We start from the raw sequence: 19,360 nt of genomic DNA, 5'->3' as shown, positions 1-19,360 counted from the left end.
TTGGCAACTCACCAAGTCGATGCGGTGGTCCTGGTCGGTGGCAAGGGTACCCGACTGCGGCCGTTGACGCTGTCGGCGCCCAAGCCAATGCTGCCTACCGCCGGACTGCCGTTCCTCACCCATCTGCTGTCGCGGATCGCCGCAGCGGGCATCGAGCACGTGATCCTGGGTACGTCCTACAAACCCGCAGTCTTCGAAGCGGAGTTCGGCGACGGGTCCGCACTGGGCCTACAGATCGAATACGTGACCGAGGAGCATCCCTTGGGGACTGGCGGCGGCATCGCCAACGTTGCCGGCAAGCTGCGCAACGACACCGCGATGGTGTTTAACGGCGATGTGCTCTCGGGCGCGGATCTGGCCCAACTGCTGGACTTCCACCGAAGCAATCGAGCCGATGTCACGCTGCAACTGGTGCGGGTGGGCGACCCGCGGGCATTCGGCTGCGTACCCACCGACGAGGAGGACCGCGTAGTCGCCTTTCTGGAGAAGACGGAGGATCCGCCGACCGACCAGATCAATGCCGGCTGCTATGTCTTCGAACGCAACGTCATCGACCGGATTCCGCAGGGCCGGGAGGTTTCGGTGGAACGCGAGGTGTTCCCGGCCTTGCTCGCCGACGGCGACTGCAAGATCTACGGCTATGTCGATGCCAGCTATTGGCGGGACATGGGCACACCGGAAGACTTCGTTCGCGGATCGGCGGATCTGGTGCGCGGCATCGCCCCGTCTCCGGCCTTGCGTGGTCACCGCGGTGAGCAGTTGGTGCACGACGGTGCGGCGGTATCTCCCGGTGCGTTGCTGATTGGCGGCACCGTCGTGGGGCGTGGTGCCGAAATCGGCCCCGGCACCAGATTGGACGGCGCGGTCATCTTCGATGGTGTCCGGGTGGAGGCCGGGTGCGTGATCGAGCGTTCGATCATCGGCTTCGGTGCTCGCATCGGACCGCGGGCGTTGATCCGCGACGGTGTGATCGGCGACGGGGCCGACATCGGCGCGCGCTGCGAGTTGTTAAGTGGTGCCCGGGTATGGCCCGGTGTCTTTCTTCCCGACGGCGGGATCCGTTACTCGTCCGACGTTTGAGCTTCTTGCGCCGAGATCGACATCGTTGGCCGGGCACGCGAGGCGCTCACCCGCCGCGGTTATCGCCGAGATCCGCGCTTGGTCCTGCGGTCGCGGAGCGTGAGCCATGCCGCTCGGCAACCTGCGACCAGGCGCGGCGACAAGCCGAGCCCGTCGATCAGAACGTGACGGTCCACGACGTCGAGCGCCTTGTCGATCTCGTTTGCTTTCAGCAGGAGATCAACATCCTGGGCAAGTTCTGCGCTCCCGTACGCCGGCGGTGGCATAGGTAGTTGCTCGGCTTCCCTAGGCTCCAACTCCAAGATGCCGCCCCCATAACTGCGGCCCATGATCTCGGCGAACGCGAATGTCGCGCTGTTGTGGAACACCGCGGCAAGAGTTGCCGGATCGACGTTCGGGTCGAGCCGGACCCGGTGCACGGTATCGGTGCTGGTCGCCGCGGCAGCGTTGACGGTCAGCCGCGGGGCGAAGTGGATCTGGCGCAGCATAAAGAGGTCGGGCATCCACAGCGATGGTGTGCTCCACCATGGCTTGCGGATCGAGCACTTGTAGCCGAGGTGGACGCCGGCCGCTTCACCCGCGGTGATGTGAGCGACGAGAGCTGGATCGGTTGGATAGTCCGCGGCGTCGAGTAGCCACGTTCGGTGGTTGCCGGCGACATCGCATGCCCGGCAATCCTCGTCATAGATCAGCCCGCTGAGTTGGGCGCTGCGAGAGACCAGGGGAACGCAGTGCGCTCGCAATCCCAGCGCTTGTGCCTTGGCATCGGTGAACGTGAAGAAGCTGTTGCGGCCGGTCACGATGCCCACATCCACGTCGGCCAGTTCGCCGAGCCTGATCATAGTGGCGGACTGTTTGAGTCCTCGCAGTAGCCGGATTTGAGCGGGGTCGAGGAAGTACTTGGTCCACTTCTCCTTTTCGTGGAGAAGCGCCGGCGCTGACTCATTGGTGAAGTCCTTGTCCCCCAGCGCGTTCAGATCGTTCGCATCGCCGAGCCTGACGGTGCGTATGTGTGCAGGACCGGGACCGACGACGCCGCAGAACAGCACAACTTCCTGCAGGATTCCGTCGAACACCAGCCGCTCGAAGGTAACCAGGGTGATCTCCCGATAGCGGCTCAGCAGGAATTCGCGTAGCTGCGCCGCGTAGGTGACTTGAAGCAATTCCGCCGGGACCACCAGGCCCACTCGGCCGCCGTCACGCGCTAGCGTCGTGCTCGCCACGACAAACGGGACCCAGGCATTGGTCAGTTTGGTCGGTCGTAGGCCCACACGCCGCATCAATTCGAGTGCCGGATCCCGTTGTTCGGATGCCCAGTTTCCGAAGCGGATGTAGGGCGGGTTGCCGGCAACGCCATCCCAGCTGCCGAGTTGGGTCTTGTGCAGCCAGGTAAAAAGGTTCTCAGTGTCGACGGACGCGAAGTCCCGCGACTTTTTCGCCTCGCGCGCAACGAGTTCCACACCGTGCGCGTGGTCTGTGATGGCGGAGAGTTCGCGCAGGATTCGGCCATCGCCGCAGGATGGTTCGAGGATCTTCGGCCCCGCCTGGTGAACCCAGTGGGCAAGGAATCGGGCCACCGCCGGCGGCGTGTAGTAGCCCCCGCGCACCTTGTCAGCGGACGCAGCCGTTTTGCCGGCGAACGTCGTCATGGGACAAGTATCAAGGGAGCTACCGACATATCTGATGACCGCACCAGGGCGCGTCGGATGACTAGGTTGCATGGGGTGGCTGTCCCTGGAATCGGGCCGGATAGCAGCGGTACACGTCGGCGCTTGGGAAGGTTACAGCTGGTTGGCGTTCGGAACCACCAATGGGATGTTGCCGAGCATCACCGACAGTGCGCCGCCCACAGCGGCATCTATCACGGCGCCTAAGTCCTGTCGTCCTTCTTGGAGAATTTCGAGCCGAGGAGCCACTTTTGACCGAACGCGGTGAATTGATCCGTCGGGAGGTTGATGGTTGGCATCGGCTGCAGGACCGCCATGTCTGGGTAGCCTATCGTCGCTAGAGCGAATGTCACTTCAGGATCAGCAAATCGGCGGCAGGCACCGGGTCGCGCAACCCGGACGGCTCGTCGGCATATCCGATCGCGATGGCGCCCAACGGCTCCCAGTCGACTGGCAGGTCCAGCTCGTCGCGGACCAGGTCAGCGGCAAAGATCGTCGAGCCGATCCAGCAACTGCCCAGCCCGCGCACGGCCAGCGCGACCAGCAAGGCTTGTACGGCCGCTCCGACGGCGACCGTGAACATGGTGTGCTCGGCGTCGGTGCGGGCGGCATCGGGGTAGCTGTGTGCTCCGTCGGGCACCAGCATCGGTATGACGACTTCGGGTGCGTCATAGAGGATCTGGCCGCGTGCCACCCGGCGTTCTATCGCGTCGGCGGGCAAGCCGTCACTGGTGAGATCAGACCGCCACTTGTCTTTCATCCGATCTAGCAGCCGCGCGCGGATGGCCGGTGTCTGCAGCCACACGAATCGGGTCGGCCGGGTGTGATGTGGGGCTGGCGCGGTGAGGGCCTCGGCGACCGCAGCCTCGACGAGGTCGCCCGGCACCGGATCGGTGCTAAACCGGCGAACGGACCTGCGCAACAGTTGGGCTTGCTGGCGACCCAGCTCGAGCGCTTCGGCGGTCCCGAGCCAGAACAGGTCGTTGGCGCCCGGCCGCAGCAGTTGCCGGGCTGTCGAGCCGTCGTCGGACACGCCGAACCCACGCACCACCGCCACCGGCGTCGCGGTCAGTTTGCCTTTGACCAAGTCGGCGGCCGCGGCGATCTCGTCGGCGACTGCGACCTCGGTGACCACCAACTCATTGCCGTATGGGTCGCGGACACCGGCATAGTTGCGCAGCACCGCCAGACCGGCAGCGCCGACTGCGGCATCGGTCTGGCCGTTGCGCCAGGCGCGTCCCATGGTGTCGGTGATGACCACGGCGACGGTGACGCCGAGCCGCTCGCGCAGCCCGGCGCGCAAGGTTGCGGCACTGGCGTCAGGATCGACCGGCAGCAGCGCTAACTCGGACCGGCCGACGTTGGATCCGTCCACGCCGGCGGCCGCCTGAACCAGCCCGAGTCGATTCTCGGTGATCAACGTGCGGTCCTTGCGCGCCAACACGCGCACTGCCTCATCCTCGATCAGCTTGCGGCGCAATCGGTCTCTTTGCTCGGGGTCTTCGGGAGCCGGAACCAGCCGGCCCTCGCATTTGGACACCACCTTGCTGGTAACCACCACGACGTCACCGTCGCGTAGCCACGGTGCCGCCGCGGCGACGGCGGCGCTCAGATCGTCGCCGGGACGGAATTCGGGCAGCCCGATGACGGGCAGGATCTCGATGGTCGAGGCGGAGCCATGTTCGGGGCCGGTCAAGCTACCACTCCCGCAAGGTCGCACCCGGCGCGAACCATCTCAGCCGTCGCGTTCGGGTCGGTCATCAGCAGCGGCACCGACCGCACCGTCACCCCGTCAATCTCAGCGTGGTCGCCGTCGTGCACCAGCCAGCAGTCCAGTATCCCGGTGGCGCACCGCGCGCCGTAGTGCCGGCCCACAGCGGCCGCGGTGGAATCCACCCCGATAACCGAAAGGCACGTATCGGCCATGCCGCGCAACGGCTTTTCGCCGATGATCGGCGAGTAGCCGACGATCGGTGCGGTTGCTTCCCGCAACGCCGCGCGAATCCCGGGGACGGCCAGGATGGCGCCGATGCTGACCACCGGATTAGACGGCGCCAGCATGATGATGTCGGCGTCGGCCAGGGCGGCGATCGCTTCGGTTGCAGCGCTGGACTTTTCAGCGCCGACAAAAGCAAAGCTGTGCGTCGGCACCTGGGCACGGTAGCGCACCCACCACTCCTGAAAATGGATCGCCTTGCGGCTTTCGTCGACCGGGTCGGTGATCACTACATGGGTTTCGCAACGGTCGTCGGTGGCAGGCAGCAAGCGGGCGCCCGGTTGCCAGCGATCGCATAGGGCCTCGGTGATCTGTGACAGGGGGTAGCCGGCCTGCAGCATCTGGGTGCGCACCAGATGGGTGGCCAGATCGCGGTCCCCGAGCTCGAACCAGTCGGGCTGCACGCCATAGCGCACCAGTTCCTGCATGGCGTGCCAAGTTTCGTCACGCTGGCCCCAGCCGCGCTGGGGGTCCACCCCGCCGCCCAGGGTATACATGCAGGTGTCCAGATCCGGGCAGACACGCAGCCCGTGGATCCAGGCGTCGTCGCCGACGTTGACGACAGCGCTCAGTTGGTGGTCGGCGTCCGAGTGGGCAGAATTGGCAGCAAACTGGCCCAGGCCGAGCAGCTGCTGGACCCCGAGCAGGAAGCGGGCGCCGCCGACTCCACCGGCCAGAACGGTGACCTTCACATCGCAGGACAGTACCTCCCGGCGCCCATCACCAAACGTTGGTTACGAGTCACGCTCGACACGCCGGGACCCAACCACAACAGAACCGCGGAAATTTTATTACGAGATGATATGGAAATGCGCCGGCACACTTGACCCGCGTCCCCAACTTGTGTCTAATCACATCAGTGTCATTTCGCGGTTGGCCGGCCGGTTTCGGTGTCGCAGACCGAGATTCGATCACTTGTTCGAATTGGGTTAACTGTACATCAAAACAGTGGGAAACCATTTCACTATCTATCGAGTGAGGAGGCGGAGGCATGTCCTATGAACACCTTCGGGGTGTAATGGGAGGCACACCGCATACCACTACCGGATCGGCTACCGCATCAGCAACGGCAGTTTTGCGACCGCATCTGAGTTTGGTTCCCGAGGCGCCGGCGCCATTCGAGGAACCTCTGCCGCCGGAAGCCACCGACCAATGGCAGGACCGTGCGCTATGTGCGCAAACGGATCCCGAAGCGTTCTTCCCGGAGAAGGGCGGCTCCACGCGTGAGGCCAAGAAGATTTGCATGGGCTGCGAGGTGCGGCACGAGTGTCTGGAGTACGCCCTGGCTCATGACGAGCGGTTCGGCATCTGGGGTGGTCTTTCCGAACGCGAGCGCCGCCGCCTCAAACGCGGGATCATCTGACCCGGCCGCCGGAGTCGGCGGCGCGAACTAGTCGTCGATCGTCGGGTCGATGACGGATGGGTCGACGTCCAGGTAGATGGCCACCTGGGCCACCAGGATTTCGTGCAGCAATTCACCAAGTTCCTCGGTGTCCTTGGCCCGTCGTTCAATTGGTTTGCGAAACAAGACGATTCGCGCGCGCGTCGCATTTCCGCGGACGTCCACGCCGGCCGGGATGAGCCGGGCCAGCGCGATCGGTCCGTCGGCGATGACTTCCGGCGGCCACTGCACACTTTCGGGATCTTTGGCTGCGATCCTCGGGATCTCGTCGACCGCGATGTCCAGCTGCGACACCCGCTCCTGCCAGCGTCGCTCGATGGGTTCGTAGGCTTCCAGCACTGCCATGTCGAACCGCTCGGCCCGGCTGCGCCACCCCGGGACTGTCGGCGGCAGCAGTGGCCCGCGCATCTCGCGGCCCCGCCGGATTGCTCGCCGCGCTACCGACCCGCCCCGCGACCGACGGCTCCACGAGGAGCTGCGGGAATCGCTCACGCGCCGATGGTAACGGTTAAACATCGCGGCGTGGACGGATGCGCGTGTCCGGCGCTTCGGCGGCGTTGGTGCACGATAGCCTTTCGGTCGTGAACGTACCCCGTCGCTGCTGCCGGCCCGGGTGTCCGCACTATGCAGTGGCGACGTTGACGTTCGTCTACTCGGACTCGACGGCGGTGATCGGTCCGCTTGCCACTGCGCGGGAGCCCCATTCGTGGGATCTGTGTGTCGGCCATGCCGGTCGCATCACTGCACCGCGCGGGTGGGAACTCGTGCGTCACGCCGGGCCGCTGCCCAGCCACCCCGACGAGGACGACCTGGTGGCCCTGGCGGACGCGGTGCGCGAGGGTGGCCCGAGCGCGGGGCGCCGGCATCATCCAGGCGGAAATGGCGCGCCACTGCATGGTTTCGACGATTTTCCCGCTGCGGCGACCGGAGCGCCCACCGGGGGTGGCGTGCTTGCGCCGCCCGAGCCTGGGGCCGGGCGCCGGCGCGGACATCTACGGGTGTTGCCCGACCCCGCCGACTAGTCTTCCCATGCTGTTCGAGACCGATTCGGCCCGCGTCGTTCGCGGGCCGATAGGCTGGCGGCCAAGAGTCGCAGAAAATCTAGGTTGTCAGGAGCCCGCGCATGTCTTGGCCCGCCGCGGCTGTGGACCGCGTTATCAAGGCTTACGACGTACGCGGGCTGGTCGGCGAAGAGATCGACGAGTCGCTGGTTACCGATCTCGGCGCCGCATTCGCGCGGTTGATGCGGACCGAGGATGCGCGACCAGTGGTGATCGGTCACGACATGCGGGACAGTTCGCCGTCGCTGGCCGACGCGTTCGCGGCCGGGGTGACCGGGCAGGGCCTCGACGTGGTGCGAGTTGGTTTGGCGTCCACCGATCAGCTTTATTTCGCCTCGGGGCTGTTGGACTGCCCGGGAGCGATGTTCACCGCGAGCCACAACCCGGCGGCATACAACGGCATCAAGATGTGTCGGGCCGCCGCCAAACCAGTCGGAGCCGATACCGGGCTGACCGCCATCCGTGACGACCTGATCGCCGGCGTCGCACGATACGACGGGACGCCCGGAACCATTGCCGACCAGGACGTGCTGGTCGACTACGGGGCGTTCCTGCGATCGCTGGTGGACACCTCGGGGCTACGTCCGTTGCGGGTGGCCGTGGACGCCGGCAACGGCATGGCCGGTCACACCGCGCCGGCGGTCCTTGGGGTGATCGACTCGATCACCTTGTTGCCCTTGTATTTTGAGCTCGACGGATCGTTTCCCAATCACGAGGCCAATCCGCTGGACCCGGCGAACCTGGTGGATCTGCAGGCCTATGTGCGTGACACCGGCGCCGATATCGGGCTTGCTTTCGACGGCGACGCCGACCGCTGCTTCGTGGTCGACGAACGCGGCCAGCCGGTCTCGCCGTCGACGGTTACCGCATTGGTGGCCGCGCGGGAACTCAACCGGGAGATCGGCGCCACCATCATCCACAACGTGATCACCTCCCGCGCGGTGCCCGAGCTGGTCGCCGAGCGCGGCGGTACGCCGCTGCGTTCGCGGGTTGGGCACTCCTATATCAAGGCACTGATGGCCGAGACCGGGGCGATTTTCGGTGGTGAACATTCGGCGCACTATTACTTCCGTGACTTCTGGGGTGCCGATTCCGGAATGCTGGCCGCACTGCATGTGCTGGCCGCCCTCGGTGAGCAGAGCAGACCGCTGTCGGAGTTGACCGCGGACTACCAACGCTATGAATCCTCCGGCGAGATCAACTTCACCGTGGTCGACTCTTCGGCCTGTGTGGAGGCCGTGTTGAAATCGTTCGGCAACCGGATTGTCAGTATTGATCACCTCGATGGCGTGACCGTTGACTTAGGCGACGACAGCTGGTTCAACCTGCGCAGCTCAAACACCGAGCCGTTGCTGCGGCTCAATGTGGAGGGCCGCAGCGTCGGGGACGTTGACGCGGTGGTACGTCAGGTCAGCGCTGAAATCGCTGCCCAGAGCGCACATGCGAAGGCCGGACCGTGAACGTCGCCCGGGCGATCGATCTCGAGGACACCGAAGGCCTGATCGCTGCCGACCGGGGTGCCCTGCTGCGGGCCGCATCGATGGCCGGCGCACAGGTGCGTGCCATCGCTGCCGCGGCCGACGAGGGCGAACTGGACTTGCTGCGCGGTAGTGACCGTCCCCGCTCGGTGATCTGGGTGACCGGCCGGGGGACCGCTGAGACCGCCGGGACCATCCTGGCCTCGACGCTAGGTGCCGGGGCCGCCGAGCCGATCGTGCTCGCCAGTGCGGCGCCGCCCTGGGTCGGGCCGCTTGACGTGCTGATCGTTGCCGGCGACGACCCCGGCGACCCGGCGCTGGTCGGGGCCGCCGCGATCGGGGTGCGCAGGGGCGCGCGGGTTGTCGTGGTGGCACCGTATGAGGGTCCGCTGCGGGACAGCACGGCCGGTCGCGTCGCGGTGCTGGAACCGCGGCTGCGGGTTCCTGACGAGTTCGGGTTGTCCCGGTACCTGGCCGCGGGTCTGGCGGCCTTGCAAACCGTGGATCCCAAGCTGCGCATCGATCTGGCGTCGCTGGCAGACGAGCTGGATGCTGAGGCGCTCCGCAACAGCGCCGGCCGAGAGGTGTTCACCAACCCGGCCAAGGCACTTGCCGCTCGCGTTTCCGGTTGCCAGCTGGCCCTGGCTGGAGACAATGCCGCGACGCTGGCGCTGGCCCGGCATGGGAGTTCGGTCATGCTGCGGATCGCAAACCAGGTTGTGGCCGCTACCAGGCTTTCGGATGCGGTTGTGGCGCTACGTGCCGGGACGCCGCCGGATGCGCTGTTCCATGACGAGGAAATCGATGGGCCGGCACCGCAGCGGCTGCGGGTGTTGGCGCTGGCGCTGGCCGGCGAGCGGACGGTGGTGGCCGCTCGGGTTGCCGGGCTCGATGACGCCTATCTGGTCGCGGCTGAGGATGTGCCGGAGCTGCTCGACGCCCCCGTGGGATCCGGGGGGGCGGTATTGGCCGTTCGGCTGGAGATGGCCGCCGTGTATCTGCGACTGGTGCGAGGATAGATCGCCGGTGGAACTGCTACGTGGCGCGTTACGCACCTACGCTTGGGGATCGCGCACCGCTATCGCCGAATTCACCGGGCGTCCGGTGCCGGCCGCTCACCCCGAGGCCGAACTATGGTTCGGTGCACACCCGGGTGATCCGGCTTGGCTGCAGACGCCGCATGGCCAAACCTCGTTGCTCGAAGCGTTGGTCGCGGATCCGGAGGGGCAGCTCGGCTCCGCGTCGCGCGCGCGATTCGGCGATGTGTTGCCGTTCTTGGTCAAGGTGTTGGCGGCCGACGAGCCACTATCGTTGCAGGCCCATCCGAGCGCCGAGCAGGCGGTTGAGGGCTACCTGCGGGAAGAGCGAATGGGCATTCCGGTGTCCTCACCCGTCCGCAACTACCGCGACACCAGTCACAAGCCAGAGTTATTGGTGGCGCTGCAGCCGTTCGAGGCGCTGGCCGGATTCCGGGAGGCGGCTCGCACCACCGAGCTGCTGCGGGCGCTGGCCGTATCCGACCTCGACCCGTTCATCGACTTGCTGAGCGAGGGGTCCGATGCCGATGGTTTGCGTGCGCTGTTCACCACCTGGATTACCGCACCCCAGCCCGACATCGACGTGCTGGTGCCTGCCGTGCTGGACGGCGCTATCCAGTACGTCAGCTCCGGCGCAACGGAATTTGGCGCCGAAGCCAAGACAGTGCTGGAACTCGGCGAACGTTATCCCGGCGACGCCGGTGTGCTGGCGGCGTTGTTGCTCAACCGCATCAGCTTGGCTCCTGGGGAGGCGATCTTCCTGCCGGCCGGCAACCTGCACGCCTATGTGCGTGGTTTCGGTGTGGAAGTGATGGCCAACTCCGACAACGTGTTACGCGGTGGACTTACCCCTAAGCACGTCGATGTGCCCGAGTTGTTGCGGGTGCTGGACTTCGCCCCCACGCCGAAGGCTCGGCTGCGGCCCCCGATCCGGCGCGAGGGGCTGGGGCTGGTCTTTGAGACGCCCACCGATGAGTTCGCGGCCACGCTACTGGTGCTCGACGGCGATCACCTCGGCCACGAGGTCGACGCGTCGTCCGGCCATGACGGTCCACAGATCTTGTTATGCACCGAGGGTTCGGCGACGGTGCACGGGAAGTGCGGGTCGCTCACGCTACAGCGCGGCACGGCCGCCTGGGTGGCGGCCGACGACGGCCCGATCCGGCTGACCGCCGGCCAACCCGCCAAGCTGTTCAGGGCGACCGTCGGGTTGTGACGGGTTGCCGACGCTCACGCTGCTCTTTTAGCCACAATCGCAGATTGTGAGCAATGGCGCGACCGATGATCGGTACCGACGGCACCATGTACAGGCTGTCCAGCAGCGAAAACCGTCGCAGAAACCATTCGGCGAGAACAGGATCGGTTTCTGCGGCCCCGAGGAATTGGTCGAACAGCGAACCGGCTGGGCGCCACCATCGGGGAAGGGGCTCAGCGGTGGCGTGGTGGAAACTGATGTCGCCGATTGCGTTCATCATCCACACCGGATAGGTGGTCTTGGCGGTGGCCCGATTGAGTTCGGCGGCCAGGTCGCCTTTCATAGCTGAGTTGCGGGCTTTGAGCGCCCGTCGTAGGTGGCCGGCTTGCAGTGAGGTCATCGTCATGCCCTGCCCGAAGGTGGGATTGAAGCTGGCCACCGCATCGCCGAACGGGACGATTCCGCGCGGGAAACGTTCCAGCTTGTCGTAGCGACGCCATCTGCTGGCTGGGAAAGCATGAAACGCCGGACAGCCGATCGGTTGGGCTTGCGCCAGCGCGGCGGTGAAGCGGGCCGGCAGCAGTTTGTCCGCGAGTGCACGCATCTCGTCGAAAGTCGGCGGCGGTTTGGCATCGGCCACCCCGAAGGTGGTGAGGACCCAGGTGCCGTCCTCGTAGCACAGCATGCCTAGCCCCAGCGACTGATCGTGTGAGGCGCCGGCGACCACCACCTTCTCGGCGATCAGCCCGTCGGGAATGCGAAATTGGTGGCTGGCATAGCTGATGCCGATGTCCACGGTGTCTTCGGCCGGCCGCCGATATCCCCACTGCGTCAACCAAACCGGCAGTCGGGTACCCCGGCCGGCTGCGTCGACGACAAGGTCGGCAGCTATGAACTCTTCGCGTTCCCGATCTTGGCCGCTACCAGGGGAATCCAGCAGCACGCCGACCACTCGCTGCTGCCTGCGCTCGAACTGTGGCTCGGTGACCAGGCGCCGCACAATCTGGACGTTGGAGAGCTGCAGGACCCGTCGCCGCAGCTGCCATTCCAGGTGCGGCCGGCTGGGCACGTAGGCGGTGAACTCCTTGCGCAGGGTATGCCCCGTCCCGAGGACATGGCCGGCGGCGCCCAAGTAGATACAGTCCGGCCGGTTCTCAAGCATGGGCACGCCCGCGGCCACCATGTCGTGCAACAGGCCGGGGAACAGGCTGTCGAATTCCTGCGCCCCGCGGGCCATCAACATGTGCAGGTGTCGGTCTTGAGGGACCGTGGCCCGGTTCGCCGGCGCTTCCGGCAACTCGTCGCGCTCGAAAACCGTCACCGTGGAGTAGAAGTCCGAGAGCACCCGCGCGGCGCACAACCCGGCGATGCTAGCTCCGATCACCACGGCGTGGTCCTTCGGGTTCCCTACGCGACCCGTCATCCTCGCAGAGTACCCAGTACTGTGCGGTCACAACGAGTGCGAGAGGACGGGTGCATGGCCGGTCGACGGCGCATGAAGTCGGTAGAACAGTCAATCGCCGACACCGACGAGCCCACCACTCGGCTGCGCAAGGACCTCACCTGGTGGGACCTGGTTGTTTTCGGCGTCTCGGTGGTGATTGGCGCCGGAATATTCACGGTTACCGCGTCGACCGCTGGCGATATCACCGGCCCGGCCATCTGGATATCGTTTCTGATCGCGGCGGCGACCTGTGCGCTGGCCGCGCTGTGCTACGCCGAGTTCGCCTCGACGCTGCCGGTGGCCGGCAGCGCCTATACCTTCTCTTATGCCACCTTCGGGGAGTTCTTGGCCTGGGTGATCGGCTGGAATCTGGTGCTGGAACTGGCGATGGGTGCGGCCGTGGTCGCCAAAGGCTGGTCCAGCTACTTGGGCACCGTGTTCGGATTCGGTAATGGCACAGGCCATCTCGGATCGCTGCAGCTCGACTGGGGTGCGCTCGTGATCGTCACGTTGGTGGCGACCCTGATCGCGTTGGGCACCAAATTGTCGTCGAGATTTTCCGCGGTGGTCACCGCAATCAAGGTGTCGGTGGTCGTCTTGGTGGTGGTCGTCGGTGCCTTCTACATCAGGGCCGCCAACTACTCGCCGTTCATTCCCGAGCCCGAAGTCCAGCACCACGGCGGCGGGCTCGATCAATCCGTCTTCTCGTTGCTGACCGGAGCCCAAGGCAGCCACTACGGATGGTACGGCGTGCTGGCCGGGGCATCGATCGTGTTCTTCGCGTTTATCGGGTTTGACATCGTGGCCACCATGGCCGAGGAGACCAAGCGTCCTCAACGAGACGTCCCTCGAGGGATTCTCGCGTCGCTGGGGGTCGTGACCCTTCTCTACGTCGCGGTATCGGTGGTGCTGTCGGGCATGGTTCCATACACCCAACTGCGGACCGTACCGGGCCGCGGGCCGGCAAATCTGGCCACCGCGTTCCAGGCCAACGGGGTGTACTGGGCCAGCGGCATCATCTCCGTCGGCGCGCTGGCCGGGCTTACCACGGTGGTGATGGTGTTGATGCTCGGGCAATGCCGCGTGCTGTTCGCCATGGCGCGCGACGGCTTGGTGCCGCGGCAATTGGCCAAGACCGGTTCGCGCGGCACCCCGGTCCGGGTCACGGTGCTGGTCGCGGTGTTGGTGGCCACGACGGCGTCGGTGTTTCCGATCACCAAGCTTGAGGAGATGGTCAACGTCGGGACACTGTTCGCGTTCATCCTCGTCTCGGCCGGAGTGGTCGTGCTGCGCCGGACCCGACCCGACCTTCAGCGGGGGTTCACAGCTCCGTGGGTGCCGTTACTTCCGATCGCCGCAGTGTGCGCGTGCCTGTGGCTGATGCTGAACCTCACCGCGTTGACTTGGATCCGGTTCGGGATCTGGCTGGTGGCCGGAACCGCGATTTATGTCGGCTACGGGCGCCGGCACTCGGCGCAGGGCCTTCGGCAAGCTCGAGAGAGCGCGACCCGGAGGTGTTGAACTAGCTTCGCCGCGTATTTACAAATTGCGTTATATGTCTAGACATAAGACGCAAACTGCTCTATTGTCAAATCCCAACGTGGTGTGGCTCATGAGGAGGTTTGGCATATGACCACGCAAATCGGCTCTGGTGGACCCGAAGCCCCCCGGCCGCCCGAAGTCGAGGAGTGGCGGGACAAGAAGCGTTACCTGTGGCTTATGGGCCTCATCGCCCCGACGGCCTTGGTGGTGATGCTGCCGCTGATCTGGGGGATGAACCAGCTCGGCTGGCACGCCGCCGCGCAGGTGCCGCTGTGGATCGGACCGATCCTGCTCTACGTCTTGTTGCCGCTTCTTGACCTACGCTTCGGGCCCGACGGGCAGAACCCGCCCGACGAGGTGACCGACCGGCTGGAGAATGACAAGTACTACCGCTACTGCACCTACATCTACATCCCGTTCCAGTACCTCAGCGTGGTGCTGGGCGCATACCTGTTCACCGCCGCAAACCTCAGTTGGCTCGGCTTTGACGGCGCCTTGAGCTGGGCGGGCAAGCTTGGGGTGGCGCTGTCGGTCGGTGTGCTTGGCGGCGTCGGTATCAACACCGCCCACGAAATGGGGCACAAGAAGGATTCGCTGGAGCGGTGGCTGTCCAAGATCACCCTCGCCCAGACCTGCTACGGGCACTTCTACATCGAGCACAACCGTGGCCATCACGTCCGGGTGTCCACACCGGAGGACCCGGCGTCGGCGCGGTTCGGCGAGACGTTGTGGGAGTTCCTGCCCCGCAGTGTTATCGGCGGCTTGCGCTCGGCCGTTCATTTGGAGGCCCAACGGCTGCGTCGGCTCGGCGTCAGCCCCTGGAATCCCATGACGTATCTGCGCAACGACGTGCTCAACGCGTGGCTGATGTCGGTGGTGTTGTGGGGTGGGCTGATCGCGGTCTTCGGCCCGGCGCTGATCCCGTTCGTCATCATCCAGGCAGTCTTCGGCTTCAGCCTGTTAGAGGCCGTCAACTACCTCGAACACTACGGACTGCTACGGCAGAAGAGCGCCAACGGCCGCTACGAGCGCTGCGCCCCGGTGCACAGCTGGAACTCCGACCACATCGTCACCAACCTGTTCCTCTACCACCTGCAGCGACACAGCGATCACCACGCCAACCCCACTCGCCGCTATCAGACACTGCGGAGCATGGCGGGTGCGCCCAACCTGCCCAGTGGGTATGCATCGATGATCTCGCTGACCTACTTCCCGCCGTTGTGGCGCAAGGTAATGGATCACCGGGTGCTGGAGCACTACGGCGGCGATATCACTCGGGTTAACCTGCACCCGCGCGTGCGGGAGAAGGCACTCGCCCGTTACGGAGCCTCGGCATGATGGCCGCCTACCGGTGCCCGGTCTGCGACTACGTCTACGACGAGGCCAACGGTGATGCCAGGGAAGGCTTCCCAGCCGGCACAGGCTGGGATCAAATTCCCGACGACTGGTGCTGCCCGGACTGCGCGGTGCGCGAGAAGGTCGATTTCGAAAAGATAGGAGGGTAACTAAGTGAACGACTACAAACTGTTCCGCTGTATCCAATGCGGCTTTGAGTACGATGAGGCGCTGGGTTGGCCGGAGGACGGCATCGCGGCCGGCACCCGCTGGGACGACATCCCCGATGACTGGAGTTGCCCGGATTGCGGTGCGGCAAAGTCGGATTTCGAGATGGTGGAGGTGGCTCGCTCGTGAGCACTCCAAGCGCTACTGTCGCGCCTGTGAAGCGGATACCCTATGCCGAGGCCTCGCGGGCCCTGTTGCGGGATTCGGTGCTGGATGCGATGCGGGATCTGCTGCTGACCCGCGACTGGTCCGCCATCACGCTGTCCGACGTGGCCCGCGCGGCGGGCATCAGCCGGCAGACCATCTACAACGAATTCGGTTCCCGGCAAGGCCTGGCGCAGGGATACGCGCTGCGCCTGGCCGACCGATTAGTGGACAACGTCCATGCATCGTTGGACGCCAACGTCGGCAACTTTTACGAAGCGTTCCTGCAGGGCTTTCGGTCGTTCTTCGCCGAGTCGGCGGCAGATCCGTTGGTCATCTCGCTGTTGACCGGTGTCGCCAAGCCCGATCTGCTGCAACTGATCACCACCGACAGCGCGCCGATCATCACCCGCGCGTCGGCCCGGCTGGCGCCGGCCTTCACCGATACCTGGGTGGCCACCACCGATAACGACGCCAATGTGCTCTCGCGTGCGATCGTGCGGCTGTGCTTGAGCTACGTGTCGATGCCGCCCGAGGCCGACCATGATGTCGCAGCGGACCTAGCACGGCTAATAACGCCGTTCGCGGAGCGTCACGGTGTGATCAATGTCCCCTGACCTGCGGGGCTGACCGACGGCGGCTACAGTGACTGCAAGAGCGTACCTAGGCTAAGTAGCCCGCTCGGATCCCTGTGAGCCCCCAAAGAAGGATGAAAGCCCCTATGACCGGAAATTTGGTGACCAAAAATTCGCTGACCCCTGACGTTCGTAACGGCATCGACTTTAAGATCGCCGACCTGTCACTAGCGGATTTCGGCCGCAAAGAACTCCGGATCGCCGAGCACGAGATGCCCGGCCTGATGTCGCTGCGGCGCGAGTATGCCGAGGTGCAACCCCTGAAGGGGGCCCGGATCTCGGGTTCGCTGCACATGACGGTGCAGACCGCGGTGTTGATCGAAACCCTCACCGCGCTGGGCGCCGAAGTCCGCTGGGCCTCGTGCAACATCTTCTCCACCCAGGATCACGCCGCCGCCGCCGTCGTGGTCGGCCCGCACGGCACCCCCGACGAGCCCAAGGGTGTCCCGGTGTTCGCGTGGAAGGGCGAGACGCTCGAAGAGTACTGGTGGGCCGCCGAGCAGATGCTCACCTGGCCGGACCCCGACAAGTCGGCCAACATGATCCTCGATGACGGCGGTGACGCCACCATGTTGGTGCTGCGCGGCATGCAGTATGAGAAGGCCGGCGTGGTGCCGCCCGCCGAGGAGGACGACCCCGCCGAGTGGAAGGTCTTCCTGAACCTGCTACGGACCCGCTTCGAGACCGACAAGGACAAGTGGACCAAGATAGCCGAGTCGGTCAAGGGCGTCACCGAGGAGACCACCACCGGCGTGCTGCGGCTCTACCAATTCGCCGCGGCCGGGGATCTGGCCTTCCCGGCGATCAACGTCAACGACTCGGTGACCAAGTCCAAATTCGACAACAAGTACGGCACTCGGCACTCCCTGATCGACGGCATCAACCGCGGCACCGACGCGCTGATCGGCGGTAAGAAGGTCCTCATCTGCGGCTACGGCGACGTCGGTAAGGGCTGTGCGGAGGCGATGAAGGGCCAGGGAGCGCGGGTCTCCGTCACCGAGATCGACCCGATCAACGCGCTGCAGGCCATGATGGAGGGCTTCGACGTGGTCACCGTCGAGGAGGCCATCGGGGACGCCGACATCGTCGTAACCGCGACCGGCAACAAAGACATCATCATGCTCGAGCACATTAAGGCGATGAAGGACCACGCGATCCTGGGAAATATCGGCCACTTCGACAACGAGATCGACATGGCCGGGCTGGAGCGCTCCGGGGCGACACGGGTCAACGTCAAGCCTCAGGTCGACCTGTGGACCTTTGGCGACACGGGCCGCTCGATCATCGTGCTGTCCGAGGGGCGGCTGCTGAACCTGGGCAATGCCACCGGGCACCCCTCGTTCGTGATGAGCAACAGCTTCGCTAACCAGACGATCGCCCAGATCGAGCTGTGGACCAAGAACGACGAGTACGACAACGAGGTGTACCGGCTGCCCAAGCACCTCGACGAGAAGGTGGCTCGAATCCATGTCGAGGCCCTTGGCGGTCACCTGACCAAGCTGACCAAGGAGCAGGCCGAATACCTCGGCGTCGACGTCGAGGGTCCCTACAAGCCGGACCACTACCGCTACTGAGTGCCTCCCACCCGCGAGCAGACGCAAAATCGCCCATTTTCATGACGAAAAGGGCGATTTTGCGTCTGCTCGCGCCGCCACCGACAGGGCCGCGCCGTGCTAATCGCGATTGAGGGCGTTGACGGCGCTGGCAAGCGGACGTTGGTGGAAAAGCTGTCCGGGGCCTTTCGAGCAGCCGGGAGATCGGTGGCCACACTGGCGTTCCCGCGCTACGGACAGTCGGTGGCCGCCGACATCGCAGCGGAGGCGCTGCACGGCGAGCACGGTGACCTCGCATCGTCGGTGTATGCGATGGCGACGCTGTTCGCGCTCGACCGCGCTGGCGCGGTCCACACGATCCAGGGGCTGTGTCGCGGCTACGACGTGGTGATCCTGGATCGCTACGTCGCCTCCAACGCGGCCTACAGCGCGGCGCGCCTACATGAAAACGCGGCCGGGAAGGCAGCGGCCTGGGTTCAGCGGATCGAATTTGCAAGACTCGGGTTGCCCAAGCCCGACTGGCAGGTGCTCCTTGCGGTCTCTGCCGAGCTCGCCGGGGAACGATCCCGCGGCCGTGCCCAGCGTGACCCCGGTCGGGCGCGCGACAATTACGAACGCGACGCTGAACTTCAGCAGCGCACCGGTGCGGTCTACGCCGAGTTGGCGGCCCAAGGGTGGGGCGGCCGGTGGCTGGTTGTCGGCGCCGATGTTGATCCGGGCCGACTAGCGGCGACTTTGGCGCCTCCAGACGTGCCAAGTTGAGGGTATTTGCCCTAATCAAGCAAGAAACGCCCGTGTGGTGCGCCAGTTTTGTCCCGATGTGGTGACACCATGGACACCATGAGGCAAAGGATTTTGGTCGTTGACGACGACGCTTCGTTGGCTGAGATGCTCACCATCGTGCTGCGGGGGGAAGGCTTCGACACCGCGGTCATCGGCGACGGTACTCAGGCTCTGACCGCGGTGCGCGAGCTGCGCCCCGATCTGGTGTTATTGGATTTGATGCTGCCCGGTATGAACGGCATCGACGTGTGCCGGGTGTTGCGCGCCGATTCCGGTGTTCCGATCGTGATGCTCACCGCAAAGACCGACACCGTGGATGTGGTGCTGGGTCTGGAGTCGGGCGCCGACGACTACATCATGAAGCCGTTCAAGCCCAAGGAGCTGGTTGCGCGGGTGCGGGCGCGGCTGCGCCGCAACGACGACGAACCCGCCGAGATGCTGTCCATCGCCGACGTAGAAATCGACGTACCGGCGCACAAGGTCACTCGCAACGGTGAGCAGATCTCGTTGACACCGCTGGAATTCGACCTGTTGGTCGCATTGGCGCGCAAGCCGCGCCAGGTGTTTACTCGTGATGTGCTGCTCGAACAGGTATGGGGTTACCGGCACCCAGCCGATACCAGGCTGGTGAACGTGCATGTCCAGCGTCTGCGGGCCAAGGTCGAAAAGGATCCCGAGAACCCGACTGTGGTGCTGACCGTTCGAGGAGTGGGGTACAAGGCCGGACCTCCGTGATCCGCGCCGGCGACGATGCAGAGCGCAGCGATGCTAAGGAGCGGC

General features: G+C 65.2%; 18 protein-coding genes and 1 pseudogene. 14 read left to right on the top strand and 5 right to left on the bottom strand.

Features of this window, described 5'->3' with window-relative positions:
• Positions 1 to 1,080 carry a mannose-1-phosphate guanylyltransferase ManB gene (manB, locus tag FF952_RS17225; protein WP_003417097.1) on the top strand — a complete coding sequence of 360 codons (1,080 nt, stop codon included), beginning with the start codon at positions 1 to 3 and terminating at the stop codon, positions 1,078 to 1,080.
• A gap of 59 nt (positions 1,081 to 1,139) precedes the next feature.
• Here the strand turns inward: manB and FF952_RS17220 are convergent, their stop codons facing one another.
• The 3 genes from FF952_RS17220 to cofD all read right to left on the bottom strand — a co-directional run bounded on the left by FF952_RS17220 (position 1,140) and on the right by cofD (position 5,435).
• Positions 1,140 to 2,801 carry an Eco57I restriction-modification methylase domain-containing protein gene (locus FF952_RS17220; RefSeq protein WP_003417095.1) on the bottom strand — a complete coding sequence of 554 codons (1,662 nt, stop codon included), beginning with the start codon at positions 2,799 to 2,801 and terminating at the stop codon, positions 1,140 to 1,142.
• A 295-nt stretch (positions 2,802 to 3,096) separates the two neighbouring features.
• Positions 3,097 to 4,443 (bottom strand): coenzyme F420-0:L-glutamate ligase, encoded by a 1,347-nt coding sequence (locus FF952_RS17215; protein ID WP_003900663.1) that lies wholly within the window; start codon positions 4,441 to 4,443, stop codon positions 3,097 to 3,099.
• Positions 4,440 to 5,435, bottom strand: a complete 996-nt coding sequence (gene cofD, locus FF952_RS17210) for a 2-phospho-L-lactate transferase (RefSeq protein ID WP_003417087.1) — start codon at positions 5,433 to 5,435, stop codon at positions 4,440 to 4,442. Before cofD ends, FF952_RS17215 begins: the two co-directional genes overlap by 4 nt.
• 326 nt (positions 5,436 to 5,761) lie before the next feature.
• Between cofD and FF952_RS17205 the strand changes: the two genes are divergently transcribed.
• The gene (locus FF952_RS17205) at positions 5,762 to 6,106 is read left to right on the top strand and encodes a WhiB family transcriptional regulator (protein WP_003900662.1); all 345 of its coding nucleotides are present in this window, start codon (positions 5,762 to 5,764) and stop codon (positions 6,104 to 6,106) included.
• 27 nt (positions 6,107 to 6,133) lie between these two features.
• On the opposite strand, the gene FF952_RS17200 is transcribed toward FF952_RS17205, so the two are convergent.
• Complete coding sequence (locus FF952_RS17200; protein ID WP_003417076.1) at positions 6,134 to 6,553, bottom strand: metallopeptidase family protein; 420 nt, start codon at positions 6,551 to 6,553, stop codon at positions 6,134 to 6,136.
• A gap of 173 nt (positions 6,554 to 6,726) precedes the next feature.
• On the opposite strand from FF952_RS17200, the gene FF952_RS17195 reads away from it, so the two are divergent.
• The 4 genes from FF952_RS17195 to manA all read left to right on the top strand — a co-directional run bounded on the left by FF952_RS17195 (position 6,727) and on the right by manA (position 10,937).
• Positions 6,727 to 7,167 carry a DUF3499 domain-containing protein gene (locus FF952_RS17195; RefSeq protein ID WP_180744027.1) on the top strand — a complete coding sequence of 147 codons (441 nt, stop codon included), beginning with the start codon at positions 6,727 to 6,729 and terminating at the stop codon, positions 7,165 to 7,167.
• A gap of 101 nt (positions 7,168 to 7,268) precedes the next feature.
• Entirely contained in the window at positions 7,269 to 8,666 is a 1,398-nt protein-coding gene (locus FF952_RS17190; RefSeq protein WP_003901581.1) for a phosphomannomutase/phosphoglucomutase, read from the top strand.
• The gene (locus FF952_RS17185; protein ID WP_003417056.1) at positions 8,663 to 9,703 is read left to right on the top strand and encodes a hypothetical protein; all 1,041 of its coding nucleotides are present in this window, start codon (positions 8,663 to 8,665) and stop codon (positions 9,701 to 9,703) included. Before FF952_RS17190 ends, FF952_RS17185 begins: the two co-directional genes overlap by 4 nt.
• 7 nt (positions 9,704 to 9,710) lie before the next feature.
• Entirely contained in the window at positions 9,711 to 10,937 is a 1,227-nt protein-coding gene (gene manA / locus FF952_RS17180) for a mannose-6-phosphate isomerase, class I (protein ID WP_003417054.1), read from the top strand.
• On the opposite strand, the gene FF952_RS17175 is transcribed toward manA, so the two are convergent.
• On the bottom strand, positions 10,915 to 12,303 hold the full coding sequence (locus tag FF952_RS17175) for an FAD-dependent oxidoreductase (protein WP_003417051.1): 1,389 nt from the start codon (positions 12,301 to 12,303) through the stop codon (positions 10,915 to 10,917). The genes manA and FF952_RS17175 overlap by 23 nt on opposite strands.
• Positions 12,304 to 12,393: 90 nt before the next feature.
• Between FF952_RS17175 and FF952_RS17170 the strand changes: the two genes are divergently transcribed.
• The 8 genes and pseudogenes from FF952_RS17170 (at position 12,394) to mtrA (ending at position 19,315) form a co-directional block, all read left to right on the top strand.
• Positions 12,394 to 13,881, top strand: coding sequence for an amino acid permease (locus FF952_RS17170; RefSeq protein WP_003417049.1), 1,488 nt, complete (start codon positions 12,394 to 12,396; stop codon positions 13,879 to 13,881).
• 108 nt (positions 13,882 to 13,989) lie between these two features.
• Entirely contained in the window at positions 13,990 to 15,240 is a 1,251-nt protein-coding gene (locus FF952_RS17165) for an alkane 1-monooxygenase (protein WP_003417047.1), read from the top strand.
• Positions 15,240 to 15,407 (top strand): rubredoxin, encoded by a 168-nt coding sequence (locus tag FF952_RS17160; RefSeq protein WP_003417045.1) that lies wholly within the window; start codon positions 15,240 to 15,242, stop codon positions 15,405 to 15,407. Before FF952_RS17165 ends, FF952_RS17160 begins: the two co-directional genes overlap by 1 nt.
• 4 nt (positions 15,408 to 15,411) lie before the next feature.
• Positions 15,412 to 15,594, top strand: coding sequence for a rubredoxin RubB (gene rubB, locus FF952_RS17155; protein WP_003417044.1), 183 nt, complete (start codon positions 15,412 to 15,414; stop codon positions 15,592 to 15,594).
• The gene (gene alkX / locus FF952_RS17150) at positions 15,591 to 16,226 is read left to right on the top strand and encodes a TetR family transcriptional regulator AlkX (protein WP_003417042.1); all 636 of its coding nucleotides are present in this window, start codon (positions 15,591 to 15,593) and stop codon (positions 16,224 to 16,226) included. The genes rubB and alkX overlap by 4 nt, the downstream gene beginning before the upstream one ends.
• Positions 16,227 to 16,330: 104 nt before the next feature.
• Positions 16,331 to 17,818, top strand: coding sequence for an adenosylhomocysteinase (gene ahcY, locus FF952_RS17145; protein ID WP_003905024.1), 1,488 nt, complete (start codon positions 16,331 to 16,333; stop codon positions 17,816 to 17,818).
• A 90-nt stretch (positions 17,819 to 17,908) separates the two neighbouring features.
• Positions 17,909 to 18,559 (top strand): annotated as a pseudogene (locus FF952_RS17140) (dTMP kinase); the annotation flags it as partial.
• Between the two features lie 69 nt (positions 18,560 to 18,628).
• Complete coding sequence (gene mtrA, locus FF952_RS17135; RefSeq protein WP_003899985.1) at positions 18,629 to 19,315, top strand: two-component system response regulator MtrA; 687 nt, start codon at positions 18,629 to 18,631, stop codon at positions 19,313 to 19,315.
• Positions 19,316 to 19,360 lie beyond the last annotated feature (45 nt).

Origin of the sequence: Mycobacterium tuberculosis complex sp. N0072 (assembly GCF_030323725.1) — a bacterium.
In the GTDB taxonomy this organism is placed as follows: Bacteria; Actinomycetota; Actinomycetes; order Mycobacteriales; family Mycobacteriaceae; genus Mycobacterium; species Mycobacterium tuberculosis.
This window is presented reverse-complemented; position numbering and strand designations above follow the sequence as displayed.